This is a genomic window from Streptomyces sp. NPDC001502 (assembly GCF_042894785.1).
In the GTDB taxonomy this organism is placed as follows: Bacteria; Actinomycetota; Actinomycetes; order Streptomycetales; family Streptomycetaceae; genus Streptomyces; species Streptomyces kutzneri.
The window spans coordinates 268,728-286,704 of the sequence record NZ_JBIAVW010000002.1; the positions used below are offsets into that span (position 1 = coordinate 268,728).

At 73.6% G+C, this 17,977-nt stretch carries 14 protein-coding genes and 1 pseudogene; 7 read left to right on the top strand and 8 right to left on the bottom strand.

What is annotated here, in order from left to right; genetic code table 11:
- Nucleotides 1-53 precede the first annotated feature (53 nt).
- The gene (locus ACFY0D_RS03605; protein ID WP_390796753.1) at nucleotides 54-1,538 is read right to left on the bottom strand and encodes a hypothetical protein; all 1,485 of its coding nucleotides are present in this window, start codon (nucleotides 1,536-1,538) and stop codon (nucleotides 54-56) included.
- 160 nt (nucleotides 1,539-1,698) lie between these two features.
- Between ACFY0D_RS03605 and ACFY0D_RS03610 the strand changes: the two genes are divergently transcribed.
- Together ACFY0D_RS03610 and ACFY0D_RS03615 are read left to right on the top strand one after the other, a co-directional pair.
- Nucleotides 1,699-2,988: an ATP-binding protein gene (locus ACFY0D_RS03610; protein ID WP_373042335.1), complete on the top strand. Its 1,290-nt coding sequence runs from the start codon at nucleotides 1,699-1,701 to the stop codon at nucleotides 2,986-2,988.
- A 132-nt stretch (nucleotides 2,989-3,120) separates the two neighbouring features.
- On the top strand, nucleotides 3,121-3,465 hold the full coding sequence (locus ACFY0D_RS03615; RefSeq protein WP_390796754.1) for a DUF6191 domain-containing protein: 345 nt from the start codon (nucleotides 3,121-3,123) through the stop codon (nucleotides 3,463-3,465).
- Here ACFY0D_RS03615 and ACFY0D_RS03620 read toward each other — a convergent pair.
- The 5 genes from ACFY0D_RS03620 to ACFY0D_RS03640 all read right to left on the bottom strand — a co-directional run bounded on the left by ACFY0D_RS03620 (nucleotide 3,443) and on the right by ACFY0D_RS03640 (nucleotide 8,733).
- A complete protein-coding gene (locus tag ACFY0D_RS03620; RefSeq protein WP_390796755.1) occupies nucleotides 3,443-4,069 on the bottom strand; it encodes a hypothetical protein in 627 nt (208 codons plus the stop codon). The two genes, ACFY0D_RS03615 and ACFY0D_RS03620, sit on opposite strands and share 23 nt — an antisense overlap.
- On the bottom strand, nucleotides 4,066-5,691 hold the full coding sequence (locus ACFY0D_RS03625; protein WP_390796756.1) for a serine/threonine-protein kinase: 1,626 nt from the start codon (nucleotides 5,689-5,691) through the stop codon (nucleotides 4,066-4,068). The genes ACFY0D_RS03620 and ACFY0D_RS03625 overlap by 4 nt, the downstream gene beginning before the upstream one ends.
- 144 nt (nucleotides 5,692-5,835) lie before the next feature.
- Complete coding sequence (locus ACFY0D_RS03630; RefSeq protein WP_390796987.1) at nucleotides 5,836-7,089, bottom strand: Tm-1-like ATP-binding domain-containing protein; 1,254 nt, start codon at nucleotides 7,087-7,089, stop codon at nucleotides 5,836-5,838.
- A gap of 48 nt (nucleotides 7,090-7,137) precedes the next feature.
- Nucleotides 7,138-7,617, bottom strand: coding sequence for an NUDIX domain-containing protein (locus ACFY0D_RS03635; RefSeq protein ID WP_373042342.1), 480 nt, complete (start codon nucleotides 7,615-7,617; stop codon nucleotides 7,138-7,140).
- Nucleotides 7,618-7,674: 57 nt separating this feature from the next.
- A complete protein-coding gene (locus tag ACFY0D_RS03640) occupies nucleotides 7,675-8,733 on the bottom strand; it encodes a cation diffusion facilitator family transporter (RefSeq protein ID WP_390796757.1) in 1,059 nt (352 codons plus the stop codon).
- A 179-nt stretch (nucleotides 8,734-8,912) separates the two neighbouring features.
- On the opposite strand from ACFY0D_RS03640, the gene ACFY0D_RS03645 reads away from it, so the two are divergent.
- From ACFY0D_RS03645 to ACFY0D_RS03655, 3 genes are read left to right on the top strand one after another with little or no spacing between them, the layout of a single operon-like run.
- Nucleotides 8,913-11,294 carry an FHA domain-containing protein gene (locus ACFY0D_RS03645; RefSeq protein ID WP_390796758.1) on the top strand — a complete coding sequence of 794 codons (2,382 nt, stop codon included), beginning with the start codon at nucleotides 8,913-8,915 and terminating at the stop codon, nucleotides 11,292-11,294.
- Nucleotides 11,295-11,299: 5 nt separating this feature from the next.
- The gene (locus tag ACFY0D_RS03650; protein ID WP_390796759.1) at nucleotides 11,300-12,019 is read left to right on the top strand and encodes a hypothetical protein; all 720 of its coding nucleotides are present in this window, start codon (nucleotides 11,300-11,302) and stop codon (nucleotides 12,017-12,019) included.
- Nucleotides 12,020-12,021: 2 nt separating this feature from the next.
- Nucleotides 12,022-13,071 carry a serine/threonine-protein kinase gene (locus ACFY0D_RS03655; RefSeq protein WP_390796760.1) on the top strand — a complete coding sequence of 350 codons (1,050 nt, stop codon included), beginning with the start codon at nucleotides 12,022-12,024 and terminating at the stop codon, nucleotides 13,069-13,071.
- Between the two features lie 38 nt (nucleotides 13,072-13,109).
- On the opposite strand, the gene ACFY0D_RS03660 is transcribed toward ACFY0D_RS03655, so the two are convergent.
- Nucleotides 13,110-14,405 (bottom strand): streptophobe family protein, encoded by a 1,296-nt coding sequence (locus tag ACFY0D_RS03660; protein WP_390796761.1) that lies wholly within the window; start codon nucleotides 14,403-14,405, stop codon nucleotides 13,110-13,112.
- A gap of 93 nt (nucleotides 14,406-14,498) precedes the next feature.
- On the opposite strand from ACFY0D_RS03660, the pseudogene ACFY0D_RS03665 reads away from it, so the two are divergent.
- Nucleotides 14,499-15,728: pseudogene (locus ACFY0D_RS03665) on the top strand (DUF6777 domain-containing protein); the annotation flags it as partial.
- Between the two features lie 588 nt (nucleotides 15,729-16,316).
- Here ACFY0D_RS03665 and ACFY0D_RS03670 read toward each other — a convergent pair.
- Nucleotides 16,317-16,565: a hypothetical protein gene (locus ACFY0D_RS03670; RefSeq protein ID WP_390796762.1), complete on the bottom strand. Its 249-nt coding sequence runs from the start codon at nucleotides 16,563-16,565 to the stop codon at nucleotides 16,317-16,319.
- 126 nt (nucleotides 16,566-16,691) lie between these two features.
- Between ACFY0D_RS03670 and ACFY0D_RS03675 the strand changes: the two genes are divergently transcribed.
- Nucleotides 16,692-17,891, top strand: coding sequence for a sensor histidine kinase (locus tag ACFY0D_RS03675; protein ID WP_390796763.1), 1,200 nt, complete (start codon nucleotides 16,692-16,694; stop codon nucleotides 17,889-17,891).
- Nucleotides 17,892-17,977: the final 86 nt, after the last annotated feature.

Here is a 17,977-nt window from a genome sequence, read left to right on the forward strand (position 1 = left end):
GGGGCATGCCCGGACAGGCCCCGCTATGTCGGATGTCGGCAGCCGATCGGCGGCTATCCGAGCCGCTCGTACACCGTCACCCGGCGCCCCCGCACCTGCCGGTCCGCCACCACCGCGAAGTGCTCCCGCAGGACCGCCGCCTTGGCCCGGTCCCGCTCCGCCGACGGCGGCTTCGCCACCTTCTCCGCGTCCGTCACCAGCAGCACCCGCCGCTGCCCGAGCAGCGCCGCCCGGATCCGCGCGGGGTCCGCCTCCTCGCCCTTGAGGGTGGCCGAGTCGGCCGGGGACGCGGCCAGCGCCACATCGGCCAGACCCCCGAAGGCGCCGGGCGAGACCAGCGCCGTGTCCCGTCGCGCGGCCGGGACGAACACCACCGCGTCCCCGTCCCGCTTCAGCCCGGCCACCTCGCCGGCCACCGCGAGCACGTCGTCGATCCGGCTGGCCGGGGCCCGCTTGTCCAGTTCCACCGGCAGCAGGGCCAGCACCGAGACCCCGACCACGCCCGGCACCAGCAGACCCGCCGCCCTCGGGAGGCGGGGCGCGCAGGCCCGTACGGCGGCGCCCAGCGCGGCGCCGATCAGCAGCGCCAGCCCCACCATGCTGAACAGCACGTACCGGTCCTGGAACAGCGGCTGCACCAGGGACAGCCCGATCAGCCCGAGCTGCGGCACCGCCAGCAGCGGCAGGCCGACCGCGGCCACCGACAGCGCCTTGCGGTCCGGGCGGACCGAGCGGTCCGGCCGGTCCGCCCACGCGCCCAGCCCGCCGATCGACAGGAGGATTCCCGGCCCGATCAGCATGGGCCAGCCCAGGGGCGGTATCCACGACACCTGGTCGGACTGGCCGCGGCTGAACAGGATCAGCGGCAGCGCCCCCGCCACCGCGCCCGAGCCGTACGCCGCCCAGCGCAGCCACACCCGCCGCCCGGCCCGCGCCCACCCCAGGGTCGCCGCGTGCGCGGGCAGGACCAGCAGGGACAGCCAGTTCAGCAGGGCGCACACCAGCACGGTGATCCCGTACGCCGCCCAGCGCGGCCAGGCCCGCCTGCCCGGCCCGCGCTCCAGGAGCGAGACCAGCAGCAGCGTGGAGAGCCCGGCCCCCGCCGCGACCAGCGCGTACGGGCGGCCCTCCTGGAGGTAGAACTGGACCGCCGGCAGCAGCCCGAGGGCCAGCCCGCCGCCGAGGCCCGCCCAGAACCCGGCCAGGCGCCGCCCGATCAGCGCCACGCACGCCGCGGTGGCCGAGACGGCCAGCACCGACGGCAGCCGCAGGGTCGCCGTACTCGCCCCGAAGACCTCGAAGAGGCAGTGCATCAGCAGGTAGTAGAGCCCGTGCACGGCATCCACGTGTCCGAGCATCGCCCATATCTCACCCGCCGACCGGCCGGCCACCTGCCAGGTAGCCGCCTCGTCCCGCCACACGCTGTCCTGCCGGGAGAGCCCCCACAGACCGAGCCCCAGGGTCCACAGCAGGGGGACCAGCCACACCACGACGCGCCGACTTCGGGATTCGGATATGGCGGATATGTCGGAAGGCATGAAGGTGCGCGGATCCTCGGTACGGGGCTTCGGCGGAAAGCACCAGTCTATGGACGCCACGGACGGTTTCCGGACCGGGTGTTGTGCACCACGGAGCGTGATCGTGCGGCCCCTCCGCCCCTAGCCTCGCCGCAGGAGCACGAACGAGGGGCGGTACCCGGTGAACTGGCTCATCCACGACTACCGCGAGAGCGATCTCGCAGCGGTGGTCCATCTGATCGACACCACGGCCGAACTCGGACAGGAGTCCGTCTTCTCGCTCGCCGAGTGCATCAGCGCGCTGACCGACCGCCAGCCCTGTGTGGTCGCCGTCCACCAGGGCGTCCCCATCGGCGCGGCGCTCGCCTGCGTCACCGGCGAACGGGCCTGGGTCATGCGCATCGCGATCGCCGCCGGCTGGCGCGGCCGGGGCCTGGCCAGCGCCCTGCTCGTCGAACTGGAGCGACGGCTCATCGCCGCGCGCGTCGGCCGCATCGCGTACGTCCTGCCCGAGGAGGACATGCTCGGCGAGGGCCTCCTCAACGCCGGATACACCCGGCAGCCGGCCGTCGCCTACTTCGAGAAGACCGAGCCGCTGCACGGACCGGCCGCGGGCCTCCTCGACGACCTCGGCGGCCGCTTCCTGCCCAACGACCTGTGGACCAAGGTCGCCGGCATGGAGAAGGAGAAGGACCTCATCGAGCGGCGCGTGGTGCTGCCGCTCGCCGAGCCCGAGCGGGCCGCCTCGCACGGGGTGCGGCCGCCGCGCGCCATCACCCTCTTCGGCCCGCCCGGCACCGGCAAGACCACCTTCGCCCGGGCCATCGCCTCCCGGCTCGGCTGGCCCTTCGTGGAACTGCTCCCCTCCCGCCTCGCCGACGAGGGAAACCTGGCCGCCGCGCTGCGCGACGCGTTCGCCCGGATCGCCGAGCTGGAGCGCGTACTCGTCTTCATCGACGAGGTCGAGGAGATCGCACCGGTGCGCACCGAGCCCGCGCAGCCCGGCGGGATCCACGGGGTGACGAACGAGCTGCTGAAACTGATACCGGGCTTCCGGGAGGGCGACGAGCGGCTGCTGGTGTGCGCCACCAACTCCATCCGCTCCCTCGACCCGGCCTTCCTGCGGCCCGGACGCTTCGACTACCTCATCCCGATCGGCACCCCGGACGCCGGGGCGCGCGCCGCCATCTGGTCCCGCTACACGGCCGGCCGCGCCGACGTCGACGTGAACGCCCTGGTGGCGGCCACCGAGCTGTTCACGCCGGCCGACATCGAGCACGCGGCGCGGATCGCGGCGCAGGTGTCCTTCGAGCGGGACCTGGAGGCGGTGGGCGCGCGGGGCGCGGCGGCCGCGCAGCTGGGCGCGACCACGGAGGACTACCTGGCGGCGGTCCGGCAGTGCCGGCCGACGGTGACCCCGGCGATGACGGGCGAGTTCGAGGCGGACATCACCGCGCACGCCCGGTTCTGACCCCGGTCGCCCCCTGACTTCCGTCCCCCGGTTGCGGCGGGGGCGGAATGCGAAACGGCCCGCGGCCACTCCCCAAAGGGGCCGCGGGCCTTCCCGCGCGGACGCGGCAGCCGCTTCGGCTACCGTCGCCGCATGGGCTTCGTCGTCTTCATGACCCTTCCCGGTCTGGCTCTGGTGCTCACCGCCATGGCCTTCCTGGACCTGGCACTGGTCCGCGCGGGCCGCGCCGGGCTGCTGCCCTGGCGCTGGAACGGCCGCCAGGGGCAGATGTCCGCCACCGGCTTCGAGCAGCTGCACGCCAGCTTCTCGCCCGGCAAGCAGAACGAGCTCAAGGAGCGGCAGAGCGCCCTCGTCATGCGCGACGACGAGGAGGACGGCGCACCGCCGCGCACCCGGGTCGACCTCGACGGCGGACTCGCCGTCATCCGGCTGCCCGGCACGATCCGCAAGAGGCCTACGGGGAACAGCGGTACGTGAAGTCCACCGCGGCCGTGCGCTGACCGGGCGACACCAGCTGCAGCTCCGCCTTCGCCGGGTAGCTCCCCTTGCCCTGGAAGGTCCACAGCAGGTGCAGCCGGGCCTCCCGCTGCCCGCGCGGCACCCGCTCGGTCAGCTGCTCGGAGCGGGTGCCGTCGCTGCGCACCCACCGGTAGGTGAGGATGCCCGGGCGCCCGTTGGTCGCCACCACGGCCACCACATCGGCCGCCGCGTCACAGGCCGGGCCCTTGGGATCGGTGCTCACGGCCACGTCCCGGACCTCGATGCCGGGCCCGAGCCGCTGCCACCCGAGGTACGCGAGGACCGCGGCCAGGACGAGCGCAGCGAGGGCGTACCGCCGCAGACCGGCCAGGCGGCGCCGCCGGGGCGGCGGTACGACGGCCGTCGAGACGTCGACGGGGAACGGCGCGGGCATGGCCGCGGTGACCCCGGGCCCGAACCGGAGCACGGAGCCCTCGACCCGGTCGGGGGCCACCTCCTCGGGAGCCATCCGCTTGGTCGTGTCCGGGGGACCGCTGAACCAGTGGCTGCCGAGGACGGTGGCGCTGTAGTCGTCACCCTCGGGGGCGCCGGAACCGCTCATCGGGGCACCTCCTGGCAGCGCAGCAGGTACTGCGAGGCCGACGCGGACTTGTTCCCGGCGGTGGGCTTGGTGGTGACCCGGACCCCGCCGTAGCAGCCGCGGTCGCGCGCGAAGGTGTGGGACCTGACCTGGGTGGCCGTCGAGCCGGCCTGGACGACGAACGACTCCGCGTCGCCGTCGCGGACGGAGTAGGAGCCTTGCGCACTGTCCAGGAACCACTCCACCGTCACGGTGACCGAGCCGGTGCCCTGGGAGGTGACCGAGATCGTCGCGTCGCCCCGGTAGACGCCGGTCTTGAGCGACACGGAGACGTCCGTGACCTTCAGTGTCGGTGTGGGCGTCGGTGTCGGGGTCGGCGTGGGCGGCCAGCTCACCGTCGGCTTCGGGGTGGGGCTCGTCGGCCACGACGGAGAAGCCGACGGGGAGGTGGACGTGGACGCGGACGGCGAGGGGCTCGGGGACGCCGAGGGGCTCGGACTCGGCGAAGGGGAGGCGGAGTCCGTCGGGCTCGGGTTCGGGCTCGGCGAGGCCGAACCGGGCGGGGCCGCGCTCGTCGTGGCGAAGGCGCTCACCGCCGAAGCCGCGTCCGGGGCCGCGCCGATCGCGTCCGTCGTCAGGACCAGCACGGTTCCCAGCACCAGCGCCACGCCCGCCGCGAGCCAGCCGCGGCGCCCCGGTGCCCAGCCGGAACCGCTGGGCACCTTGGTCGTGGCGAACGCCGTGGTACCCGCCGCCGGGCCGCCCGCCGAGGGGAACAGCAGCGGCAGCAGGGCGGCCAGCGCCGCCAGCTTGCGCTGCCCGCGCTCCTCCCAGTCGGGCCCGTACGCCGCCAGCGCCACGCCCTCCAGCTCGGCCACGAACGCCTCGGCGTTCTCCGGCCGCTGCTCGGGCGCCTTCGCGAGGCCCCGCCGGATCAGCGGACGGACGGGCTCGGGCGCTTCCGTCTCCGGTACCGGCGCCTCGATGTGCTGGACGGCGAGCTCGGCGAAGTTCTCCCCGTCGTAGGGCTTGCGGCCCGTGAGGCACTCGAAGAAGGTCGCCGTCGCCGCGTACACGTCGGCCGCCGGCGAGGCCGGCCGGCCCTGCCACTGCTCGGGAGCCATGTAGGCGGGCGTTCCGGCCACGCCGGGCGTGCTGCCCCGGTTCGCCGCGATCCCGAAGTCCACCAGCTTCGACGAGCCGTCCGTGGCGACCAGTACGTTCTCCGGCTTGTAGTCCCGGTGGACGACGCCCGCCCGGTGCGCCGCGGCGAGCCCGAGCAGGGACCCCTTGAGGACCACCAGCGCGGCCTCGGCGTCGGCCCGCCCGGACTGCTTCAGCAGGGCGCGCAGGGAGATGCCGTCCACCAGCTCCATGACGATGGCCGCGCCGCCGGACGCCTCCACGTACTCGTACAGCCTGACCACGTACGGGGTCTCCAGCCCGCCCAGGAGGCGGGCCTCGGCCCGGAACTCCCCGACGAACGCCGGATCCTGGCGCAGCCGGTCGCTGAGGTACTTCACCGCGACCGGGGTGCCCGTGCCGTCGTGGACGGCGAGGACCACGCGGCCGCTGCCGCCCGAACCGAGCTCACGGACCTCGGTGTAACCGGGGACCGACCATGCCGCCCGCGTGTCGTTCATCGTTCCTGCCCCCTGCCTGCCGTGTGGCGCCGCCGCATCGCTCGGACGACCGGTCCCGGACCGGCGTCCACCGGCCCTCCCCGGACCGGACGCCCCCTGGGACGTGGTTTCCGCCGTGGCCGGTTCCCAACCACGGCGGACGGCTCAGGCCGCGGCCGACAGGGCCCCGATCATGGCGTGCAGCCGGTCGGCCGCCGCCCGCCCGAAGGCCGGATCGTTGATGTGCGTGTCGTAGTCGTAGAGCCTGGTGGCACTGCCCCGCAGGCCCTCGCGCAGTGCCGAGAACAGGGCCCGGTCCGCGCCGGCGTCATGGTACGGCCCGCCCGGCGCGCCGAGCGTGGACAGTCCACGGAGCGGGACGCAGACCGCCGTGGGGCCGTTCGCCACGCGCAGTTTGGCGGCGACCCGGCGGCCGAGCTCCGCACATTCGGCCATGGTCGTACGGGTCACCGTGATGGACGGATTGTGGACGTGGACGCCCCGGTCGCGGACCTGCGGGGGCAGGCTCTCCAGCGGGCCGAACTTCACCATGTCCAGCGCCCCCAGGCTCACCACCTGCGGGATTCCGGCCCGCCCGGCCGCGCTGAGCCGGTCCGGGCCCGCGGTGAGGATGCCCCCGCACAGGTCGTCGGCGAGCTCGCTGAGGGTGAGGTCGAGGACGCCCGCGAAGATCCCCTGGCCGGCCAGGGTCTCCAGAGTGCGGCCGCCGGTGCCGCTGACGTGGAAGACCAGCACCTCGTAGCCGAGTTCCGTCAGCCGCTCGCGTGCCGCGTCCACCCCGGCCGTGGTCACGCCCGCCATGCTCGCCGCGACCAGGGGGCGGCCGCCCTCGCCCAGCCGGGGCGGGTGGCCCTCCGCGGAGGTGCGGGCGTAGGCCCGGGCCATCCCGGTGATCGCCGCCACGGCGTTCGCGAGGACCGGTGCGGAGATGCTGTTGATCCCCGCGATGTCCACCACGCTGTACATCATGGTGATGTCCGAAGAGCCCACATAGGGGCGGACGTCCCCGGACGCCATGGACGAGACCATCAGTTTCGGTACGCCCAGCGGCAGGGCGCGCATCGCCCGGGTGGCGATGGAGGTGCCGCCGCTCCCGCCGATGGCGAGCACCCCGTGCAGCCTGCCCTCGGCGTGCAGGCGTAAGAGGGTCGCCTCCGCGCCCCTCGCCATGGTGGTCACGGCCGCACCCCGGTCGGCGGCCGTGCGCAGTTCCGACAGTTCCGTTCCGGCCTCCCGGGCCACCGCGTCACGCGGTACGTCGGCGGGCACCCGGGGTTCGCCCATGATTCCTGTGTCGACCAGTACCACTTCGACGCCGGCGCGCAGCAGCCTCTCCCGCAGCCAGCCGTACTCCACACCCTTGGTGTCCAAGGTTCCCACCAGCACGACGTTCGTCATGTGTGCAATGTCCATGCAGGTAAGGGTGTTGGCAAGTGCAAGTGTGGGTCAAACCTTCAGGAGCTCCAACAGCCTCTCCAGGAACGGAAGTTGGGAGGGCATCAGCATGTTTTGCGCCAGTGGTGGAGCAAACCAGGCCACCCGGTCCAGCTCCGGGAACTCCTGGACGTTCCCGGAGTGCGGAGGCCACTCCATCGAGAAGGTTCCGGGCACCATCAGCGCGGGGTCGAGATCCGCCTCCACCGCCCAGATGGTCACCAGCTTTCCGCTGGTCAGACGTACCTCGCCGAGCGGGAGGTACTCGCCCTCCGGCGGGGGCAGCCCGATCTCCTCGGTGAACTCGCGGCGGGCCGCGTCCCGCGGAGTCTCCTCCGGCCCGTATTCACCCTTGGGGATGGCCCAGTCCCCGGTCACCCGCCCGGCCCAGAGCGGGCCGCCCATATGTCCGAGGAGTACCTCGACACCGGGCTCCGGCTCCGGACCGGTCCGCCGGAAGAGGAGCAGTCCGGCACTGCGTTTGTGCGTCATGGGTACATCCATGCCCCGTACGGACCCGGGTCAGTGGTGCGGGTACGGGTTCTGCCGTCAGTGGGCGTGCGGGCCCTGCCGGTGGACCGGACCGTGCGCGTCCGCGCAGTGCGCGTCGGACGGACCCCCGCCCGCGCGGCCGACCGTGAGCAGGGAGTCCTGTGCGTGGTCCACCTGGAGGGTGGTGTGCGTGATCCCGTACTCCTTGTCGAGCAGCTGCTCCAGGTCCCGGCGGACGGCGTGGCAGTCTCCCGCCGGCTCCACCAGCACGTGCGCGGACAGGGCCGCCTGGCCCGAGGTGATCGTCCAGATGTGCAGGTCGTGCACCTCGGTGACGGGCGGGTGCCCGACGAGGCGGTCGCCGACCGCGTCCGGGTCCACATGGGCCGGGGCGGCCTCCAGGAGGATCCGGCCGGACTCGCGGACCAGCCCGTAACCCGCCTTGATCATCAGCACCACCACGACCAGCGTGGCGATCGCGTCCGCCTGCCGGAAACCGGTGGTCAGCACGATCAGACCGGCGATCGCGGTGCCGATGAAGGCGAAGAGGTCGTTCAGGATGTGCTGGTAGGCGCCCTCGACGACGAGCGTCGAACGGTTCGCCCGGGAGATGCACCAGGCCGCGGCCACATTGACGGCGATGCCCGCGAGCGCCGTCACGACGACCAGCCCGCCCTCCACCGGCGGCGGGTTCATCAGCCTCCGCACCGCCTCGTACGCCAGCCAGACCGCCAGCAGGATCAGCGTCAGCCCGTTCGCCTGGGCGGAGAGTATCTCCGCCCGCTTGAGGCCGTACGTGAAGCCGCCGCGGGCGGGGCGCGCGGCCAGCCGCATGGCGATCAGCGCCAGGACGATCGAGACCGCGTCGGTCAGCATGTGGGCCGCGTCGGAGATCAGCGCCAGCGAGTTGGCCATGACGCCGACGACCACCTCGACGGCCATGAACCCGCCGATCAGGGCGAGCGCGATCGCCAGCCAGCGCCGGTCGGCATCGGCCGCCACGCCGTGGCTGTGCCCTCCGGGACCGTGGCCGTGGTCGTGGCCCGCGGACCCGTTGCCGCGCCCCTTGCCGTTCCCGTGCCCGTGGCCGTCGTGCGCGTGGTCGTGCCCACTCATGGCGTCCCCCGTCTCGTCGCGGCGCCCGTGTGTTCGGGTCCGTCGCGTGAAGTGAAGCGCACCCCGCCAGGATCGGCAAAGGCTGCAACGGGGACCGTTGTCATTACCCATAAGAGGGCTCTGACCTGCGACGATGCTCGACCGGTGCCGGACCTTCGCGATCGTGGGAAAATCTGGTCATGGTCCAGCGCCCAAGTGTGCCGACCGCGCCCCAGCTCGTCCTGGTGACCGACTGGGGCGCCACCGAGATGGATCCCGACCGGATCTACCACGTCGGTCGGGACCCCCTTTGCGAGATCTGCCTCGACGACGCCCGCGTCTCCTGGCACCACGCGATCCTGCGCCCGGACGGCGACCACTGGACGCTTGAGGACGAGGGCAGCACCAACGGCACCTTCGCCGACGGTCACCGCGTCCACGAGTGGAGCGTCGGCGTCGGCACCGAGCTGCGCTTCGGCAGCGTCGAGGACGGGCCGCGCGCCGCCGTCATCGGTCCCGCGCCGCCGGCGCCCGCACCACCCCCCGCGCCCGGCACCGGCCGCCCCTCCCAGATCGCGAACCCGGCCATGACCGGCACCTTCCGGCAGCCGACGACCGTACGTCCGCTGCCCGTCCGCACCGCCGTGCGCATCGGCCGCGCCCCCGACAGCGACCTGGTCGTCGACGACCTCACCGTGTCCCGCCGCCACGCCGAGCTGCACGCCCTCGCCGACGGCAGCTACGAGATCGTCGACCTCGGCAGCCACAACGGCACCTACCTCAACGGCGCCGCCGTGACCCGGGCCACCCCCGTCACCGAGGGCGACATCGTCGGCATCGGCCACTCGGTCTTCTGCCTCGTCGGCGACCAGCTCCAGGAGTACGTGGACACCGGAGAGGTATCCCTCGACGTCCAGGGCCTCACCGTCGCCGTCGACCGCGGCCGCAAGACCCTCCTCGACCAGGTCTCCTTCCCCGTCGGCGCCAAATGCCTGCTCGCCGTCGTGGGCCCCAGCGGAGCCGGCAAGTCCACCCTGCTCGGCGCACTGACCGGCCTGCGCCCCGCCGACCAGGGCACCGTCCTGTACGACGGACGCGACCTCTACCGCGACTACGCCGAACTGCGCAGCCGCATCGGCCTCGTCCCGCAGGACGACATCCTGCACTCCCAGCTCACCGTCCGGCGCGCCCTCACCTACGCCGCCGAACTGCGCTTCCCGCAGGACACCGCCAAGGCCGAACGCCAGGCCCGGGTCGACGAGGTGATCGGTGAACTCGGCCTCGAACAGCGCGCCGACCAGCCCATCCACAGCCTCTCCGGAGGCCAGCGCAAACGCGTCTCCGTCGCCCTGGAACTCCTCACCAAGCCCTCCCTGCTCTTTCTGGACGAGCCCACCTCCGGACTCGACCCCGGCATGGACCGCTCGGTGATGAACATGCTGCGCGACCTCGCGGACGACGGCCGCACGGTCATCGTCGTCACCCACAGCGTGCTCAACCTCGAAGGCTGCGACCGCCTCCTGGTCCTGGCGCCCGGCGGGCGCATCGCGTACTACGGCGCCCCCGGGGAAGCCCTCGACTTCTTCGGCTTCGAACAGTGGCCCGAGGCCTTCGAAGCCTTCGAGAACCAGCGTGACCGCGACTGGGCCGGGGAGTACCGGGCCTCGCCGCTGTACCGCCGCCACGTCGACGTCACCGCCGGCCGGCCCCCGCTCACGGCGCAGGCCGAACGAGCCGCCGGCACCTCTGCGCAGCCGCGGCCCAAGGCCCAGAGCTGGGGCTCCCAGCTCTCCACCCTGATCCGCCGGTACGCCGCCGTGCTCAGGTCCGACCGCACCTTCCTGATCATCATGGTCGCTCTGCCCTTCGTCATGGGCGCCATGACCCGCGCACTGGCCGGCAACACCCTCAACGCCGAAACCGCGCTGAACGCCCTGTTCATCCTGTGCGTGGGCGGGGTCCTGATCGGCGCCGCCAACGCGGTGCGCGAACTCGTCAAGGAACGCGTCATCTACCAGCGAGAACGCTCCGTCGGCCTGTCCCGGTCGGCCTACCTGATGTCCAAGGTGGTCGTCCTCGGCGCGATCACCGTCGCCCAGGCCGTGGTCCTGACCCTCGTCGGCCTCGCAGGCGTCACCATCAACGCCCCCGGCGGCCGCGGCCTCTTCATGCCACCACTGCTTGAGATCACCCTCGCCGTCGCCCTGCTGTCCCTCACCGCGATGCTGCTCGGCCTGCTGATCTCCGCCCTGGTGACCAAGGAGGAGGTCACCATGCCGCTGCTGGTCCTCCTCACGATCGTCCAGGTCGTCTTCTGCGGCTCCCTGCTGAAACTCACCGGCGTCCCCGTCATCGAACAGCTGGCCTGGTTCGTGCCGGCCCGGTGGGCCATGGGAGCGATGGCCGGCACCATCGACCTCGGCGCGATCGTGCCCGGAAAGATCACCCAGGACCCGCTGTTCGACCACGAGGCCCATCTGTGGCTCCTCGAAATGGGCATGCTCGTCGTCCTGTCCGTGCTGTTCGGCGTGCTGGTCCTCCGGCTGCTGCGCCGCCACGAGCCGACCATCATGCGGAAGTAGGCCTCATGACCAGCCCGCTGGGACCCGGAGGCGAGGTGGCGGACTTCCAGCCCACCCATGTGGTGCCGCAGGAGGGGCTGCCCGCCTGGGAGGGCCCCGACGTCACCCGGCCGACCGTGCCCCTGGACCCGTTCCTGCCCGTGCAGCTGCTGTCCCGGCGCGGGGAGTGGGGGGAGGTCCTGTGCGCCAACGGGTGGTCCGCCTGGGTGGACGGGCGGCTGCTGGTCGCCGTGCCGCAGCCGCCGCCGACGGCCGGGGGGCGGCCCCCGGTGCGCTCCGAGGACCCGCGGCCGCTGCTCACCCGCGGCTCCGAGGCCCTGGAGCGCTACCGGCGGGCCGTGGACGAGCTCGCCTCGGGACGGATCGACGCCGACGCCTTCCGCCGCTCGGTGCGCGGGCTGCGGGCCGGGGTGGTCATCGACGGGGAGTCGGTGTGGCTCTACGACGAGAAGTCGGGCCGGTGGCTGTACGACGACGGGGACCGCATGACGACCTACGCGGTCGTCGCCGGCCCGGGCGGCCCGTCCGCGCCCGAACCCGCGCCGCCGCCCGCCCCGCCGCCGCCCGCGGACACGGATCCGGGCGGCGGGGCCGCCGTACGCAGGGAGCCGCCACCGACCGACGCGGTCGGCGTCCCGCGCGAAGCCCCCGGGAAGCAGCCCGACCGGGCGGCTGCCCATGACCCGACGCGGATCGTGGACACTCACGACCCCGGAGGCGGCTGACGGTGGACGAGGAACGGGCGGAGCGCAGCGGCGGGTCCCCCACCGACCTGCGCGGGCAGCAGATCGCCGGGTACCTGGTGGAGAGCGAGATCGGGCGCGGCGGCATGGCTGTCGTCTACGAGGCGCGGGACCTGCGCCTCGACCGGCGGGTGGCACTGAAACTCCTGGCCCCCGAGCTGGCCCGGAACGACACCTTCAGGAAGCGGTTCGTCCACGAGTCGAAGGTGGCCGCGACCATCGAGCACCCGCACATCGTGCCCGTGTTCGAGGCGGGGGAGGCGGACGGACTGCTCTACATCGCCATGCGCCTCGTCGAGGGACCGGACCTGCGGGTGATGCTGGACCGGACGGGCCCGCTGCCGGTGGAGACGGCCGCGCGGATCGCCGGCCAGGTGGCCTCCGCCCTGGACGCCGCCCACGCCCACGACCTGGTCCACCGGGACGTGAAACCGGGCAACATCCTGATCGCCCCGGGCACGGACCGGGACCACCCCGAACACGCCTACCTCACGGACTTCGGTCTGACGAAGAAGTCGCTGTCGCTGACCGGGTTCACGACCGACGGGCAGTTCGTCGGCACCGTGACCTACGTGGCCCCGGAACAGATCTCCGGGAAGCCGGTGGACGGCCGCTGCGACGTCTACAGCCTGGGGTGCGTCGTCTACGAGGCCCTCGCCGGGGAACCGCCCTTCCAGCGGGACGACGACATCGCCCTGCTGTGGGCCCACCAGTACGACCCCCCGCCACCGCTGAGTTCGCGGCGGCCCGGGCTGCCGGAGGAGGTGGACGCGGTCCTGGCGAAGGCGCTGGCCAAGTCGCCGGACGACCGGTGGAACAGCTGTCTGGAGTTCACCGGAGCCCTGCGGCGGGCGGGGGAGGCCGGCCGGCCGCCGACGACGGGCGAGCCGGGCGGGGCGGTGGGCGAGGCGGCGGGCGGCGCGGTGCAGCCCCCGCGGCCCGAGTTGCCCGCCCCGCCGCCGGTTCCGCCGTGGGCCCTGCCGGTGTTCCGTCTGCCGGCCTCCAGAGGGACGGCCGGACCGCTCCCGGCCTGAGCCGCTCCCGGCCTGTTCGGCACGCTCGGCTTGTTCGGCTATTCGGGTGTCGCGCGGGTCGCGGCGGCCGGTTCGTCGACCCGCCCGCCGCGGTGCAGCGGACGGGCCAGCAGGGAGCCCAGGAACCCCGCCACCGCGCCCCACAGGAGCCCGAGACCGACATTGCGCCACAGCACGGGCTGCAGCTGGACCTGGCCGCCGAGGCCGTCCACCTCACCGATACCCAGCAGGGAGAGGCCGAACTGCGCCTGGATCCGGCCCAGCAGACAGACGGCCAGGGTCGCCAGGGCCAGGGCCACGCCCAGGTGGAGAGCGTGCTGCCAGGGGCGGACATGGGCGGGGGAGCGTACGGCGGCCAGTACGCCCGTGCCGAGCAGCAGGACGGCGGCCACCGCCACCAGCCACCAGGCCCGGGAGTCCTGCTCCGCGAGCGTGGCCACGTCGATCCGGGACGGGGCGGAGCCGCGCAGGACCTGGTCCAGCAACTGCGGCATCGGCAGCCCGAAGGGTCCCTCGACGTTGCCCTCCCAGGCCCCGCCGAAGCCCAGGGTGAGCGCGAGCCAGACGAGGTTCGGCAGCCCGAGCAGGATCACGGCAAAGGTCCGGTCGGCATGGCCCTGGGTGGCGGCCACGACCACGCCGACCCCGATGCCGAGGACGACGTAGGCGAGGAGCAGCAGCATCGTGGCGAAGGCGGCCGGGCGCAGCGCCGTGTGGAAGCGGACCAGCCGGGCCGGCAGCGGGGCGCGCCGCGAGACGAGCAGGGCGATCAGCAACAGGCCGAGGATCCACAGCAGTCCGTACAGGAGGGTGGCCGGCAGGTCGGCCTGGAAGCCCACCGTGGGCGCGGAGTCGAGGAGTTCGGTGATGGTCCCGATGGGGGAGTCGCCGGTGGAGATGCCGAAGGTCTCGCGGGCGAGGAAGGCGGCGCCGGTCAGGGCGAGCAGCCACAGCACGACCAACGGGACCGCGCGGCCGATGAGTTCGCGGGGCCGGGCCACGGCCCGGTTGTGCAGGGGGCGCAGGAAGAGGTAACCGGTCACGAGGGCGCCGGCCAGGCTCACGGAGAGGGGGACCACCGACAGGCTCACCTCCGCCCCCGCCAGTGAACCGGCACCGCCCGACACCTCCAGCGAACCGCCCGCCGCCATCACCACGACCGCGGCGACCACATGCGGGAACGCGCCGTCCGGAAGGCCGCCCGCGCCCGCGCACATCAGCCCGGCGGCGGCGACCGCGGCCATCACCACGAATCCCGCGACGACGGCGACGAGGGCGTCCCGCCATGCCCTCGCGGAGCCCCCCGACGATGACGATCCCGGCGTCCGACTCACCCTGCCACCGTGACATCCCCGGCTTGCGGGCACCACCCGGACGGCGCACACAATGGTCCCCAGGGAACTCACTCCTCCTGGGAAGAAGAGCCCGTGACCACACAGCCCTCCGGCCGACCGCCGTCTTCAGAACGCCCCACCGGGCCGCCTTCGGGCCCGCTCTCGGGCGGGCAGCAGGGTCCTCCGCCACCGCCGCCGCCGGCGCCGCCGGGTGGGCCCGGAGGACCGGCCCCGGGACCGGCGGCCGGAGGACCCTGGTGGCGCTCCGTGCCACGGCTCGTCACCGCGCTGGTCGCGGTGGCGGCGGTCGTGGCTCTGGCCGTGGTCCTCACCCGGCCCGGCGGGAAGGCCGACAACGCGGGCGGCGAGGTGTTCCTGCAGCCGGTCGCCGCCTCCGGCCCCGACCCCTTCACGGAGTCCGCGGTGGTGAAGGACGCGCCGCCGCCGGAGAGCCCGCCGCCCTCTCCCCAGGGCACGGTCGGCCCGAGCGCCAGCCCGACCGGGCCGGTGGGCACCAGGAGCGTCAGCGGTTCCGCGCCGGGCGTGTACGGCGGCACCAGGAACGTCGCCAGTTGTGACGTCGAGAAGCTGATCGGATCGCTGAGCGCGGATCCCGCCAAGAACGCGGCTTTCGCCCAGGCGCAAGGCATCCAGCCGGCCGCCGTTCCCGGCTACCTCCGCTCGCTCACCTCGGTGCAGCTGCGGATGGACACCCGGGTGACGAACCACAGCTACCGGGACGGCACGCTCGTCCCCTACCAGGCGGTGCTCCAGGCCGGGACGGCCGTGCTGGTGGACGACCGGGGCGTGCCTCGGGTGCGCTGCGCGTGCGGGAACCCGCTGGGTCCGCCGGTGCCGCTCAAGGCCTCCCCGAAGCGTTTCGGGCAGACGTGGCCCTCCTACCAGCCGGCGAAGGTGGTGGCCATCGCACCGGCGCCGACCGTCGTCACCAAGATCGTGATCTACGACCACCGTGACAACCAGTGGTACGAGCGCCCCAAGGGCGACCACCAGGGCAAGCCCAAGCCCGACCGGCCGATTCCGCCGCCGCCGGTCCCGACGCCGCCGCTCACCCCCAATCCCGTGATCACACCGACCTCGTCCGTGACGGCCCCGACCCCGTCCGGGACCTCACCGAGGCCGACCCCGTCCGGGACTTCGCCGAGGCCGACCCCGTCCGGGACGTCCCCGACCCCGAGCACGTCCGTGACGACGCCGACACCGTCGAAGTCACCCTCGAAGTCGCCCTCGGAGTCTCCGAAGAAGTCCCCGTCCGAGTCTCCGAAGAAGTCCCCGTCCGAGTCTCCGAAGAAGTCCCCGTCCGAGTCTCCGTCGAAGTCTCCTTCGGAGTCCCCGTCGAAGGCGCCCTCGAAGTCCCCTTCGGAGTCTCCGTCGGAGTCACCGAAGAAGACCCCCTCCGAGTCCCCTTCGAAGTCCCCGTCGGAGTCACCGAAGAAGACTCCGGCCGAGTCACCCTCGGCGTCACCCTCGGCGTCACCCTCGGCGTCGCCCGCCGAGTCGAAGTCGCCTTCGAAGCCGGCCTCGGAGGCGCCGTCGAAGCCGCCCTCCTCGCCGGCTGCGGCGTCACCGACGCCGAAGTCCGTGCCTGCGACTCCCGGGTCTCCCACAGCTGTGGCGTCTCCCACGGCTCCGGCGACCGTGGCGTCTCCCGCGCCGCGCCCGACCGCGCCGCGCCCGACCGCCCCGCGGCCTTCCGCCCCGCCGCCGTCCGCCCCGCAGTCGGTCGCTCCGCAGCCGGAGCCGGAACCGGCCCGGACCGCCCCCCAGCCCGAGCCCAAGCCTGAGGGCCCGGCTCAGGAGAGCTGACCGCTCCCCGCCCGTGACCGGGCCTCCTCCCCCGCACGGGGGGAGGAGGCCCGGTCACGGGGCGCTGCGCCGGCAGCCCGGGGATCAGGCCCGGCCACGGCGGGTGAGCGTGTCGCCCGCGGCGCCCACCGCGAGGCCGAGGACGATCATGACGATGTAGCTGTAGATCTCGTAGCCGTCGGGGGCGAGGAACCGGACGAAGCCCATGAAGTGGATCCAGCCGAGCCACTCGTGCAGCAGGCCGCTCGCGCCGCCGACGACGAGGACGAAACAGAGCGCACCCGTGACGGTGGTCAACGGGGACTTCGGGGACTTCGCAGAGGTGGAGGTCATGCTCCGACGTTAGGAGCCGGGTGCCGGGCCGGACATCGGCCTTAGGGCTGCCCGCGCTCGTACTTAAGTATTCGGTACGGGACGAGGCAGCCTGCTCCCGCGCCCGCCCGCGTAGATTCCCGGGACATGCGCCGTATCCACCGCACCCGCCGGGACTGGGCCGCCGACCTGGCCCTGTTCCTCTTCGCCGCCTGCTTCGCCGCCGTCAGCTCGCAGTCCATCCCGGTCGCGGAGAGCCTCGGCCCGGCCTGGCGGGCCGCCGACCAGGTGGCCGGCGGGCTGGGGTGCGCGGCGGTCCTGCTGCGGCGGCGCGCGCCGGTCCAGCTGGCCGTGGTGCTGCTCCTGGCCGGCAGCGTGGCGCACTACCTGACCGGGCCGGCGATGGTGGCGGTGTACACGGTGGCCGCGACCCGGCCCTGGAAGGCCACGGCATGGGTGGCGGCCCTGGCCTTCGGACCGCTTCCCCTCTTCCTGTGGCAGCTGCCGGACATGCCGGAGGAGCGGGCCGGTTCCGCCGTGACGTACTTCGCCCTGATCGCCGGGGCCATCGGCTGGGGGCTGTTCCGGCGGTCCCGGCAACAGCTCATCGCCTCGCTGCGCGAGCGCGCCGAGCTGGCCGAGGCGGACGCGGAGTCGCGGGCCGAGCGGGCCCGGATGGAGGCCAGGGAGGAGATCGCCCGCGAGATGCACGACGTACTCGGCCACCGGCTGTCGCTGCTCAGCGTGCACGCGGGTGCCCTGGAGTTCAATCCCGGTGCCCCGCGGGCGGAGATCGAGCGGGCCGCCGGGGTGATCCGCGAGAGCGCCCACCTGGCGCTGCACGACCTGCGCGAGGTGATCGGCGTACTCCGGGCGGGACCGGGTACGGACACGGACACGGGTACGGGTACGGGGTCTGCGGAGGGCGGCGAGCGCCCGCAGCCGGAACTGGCGGACCTCCCCCGGCTGGTGGCGGAGGCGAGGGCCGCAGGCGGACGGATCGAGCTGGCCGGACCGCCCGAAGGGGCCGCGCCGCCGCCCCTGGTGGGGCGTACGGCGTACCGGATCGTGCAGGAGGCGCTGACCAACGTACGCAAGCACGCGCCCGGCGCGGCCGCCGACGTGCGGGTCACCGGGGGCCCGGGCGACGGGCTGACGGTGGAGGTCCGCAACACCCCGCCCCCCGGGCCGGATCCGGCCCGGGGGGCGGTCCCGGAGCCGGCCGAGGGCGGCGGGCAGGGGCTGATCGGGCTGGCCGAACGTGCCCGGCTGGCCGGTGGGGAGCTGACCGCCCTCCCCGCCGGCGGCGGGTTCCGGGTAAGGGCCTGGCTACCCTGGCAGGGCTGACCGTCGGGCAGGACACGAGACCACGACACACGAGACCCACGGCACACCAGACCACGACGCACCAGACCCACGGCACACCAGACGAC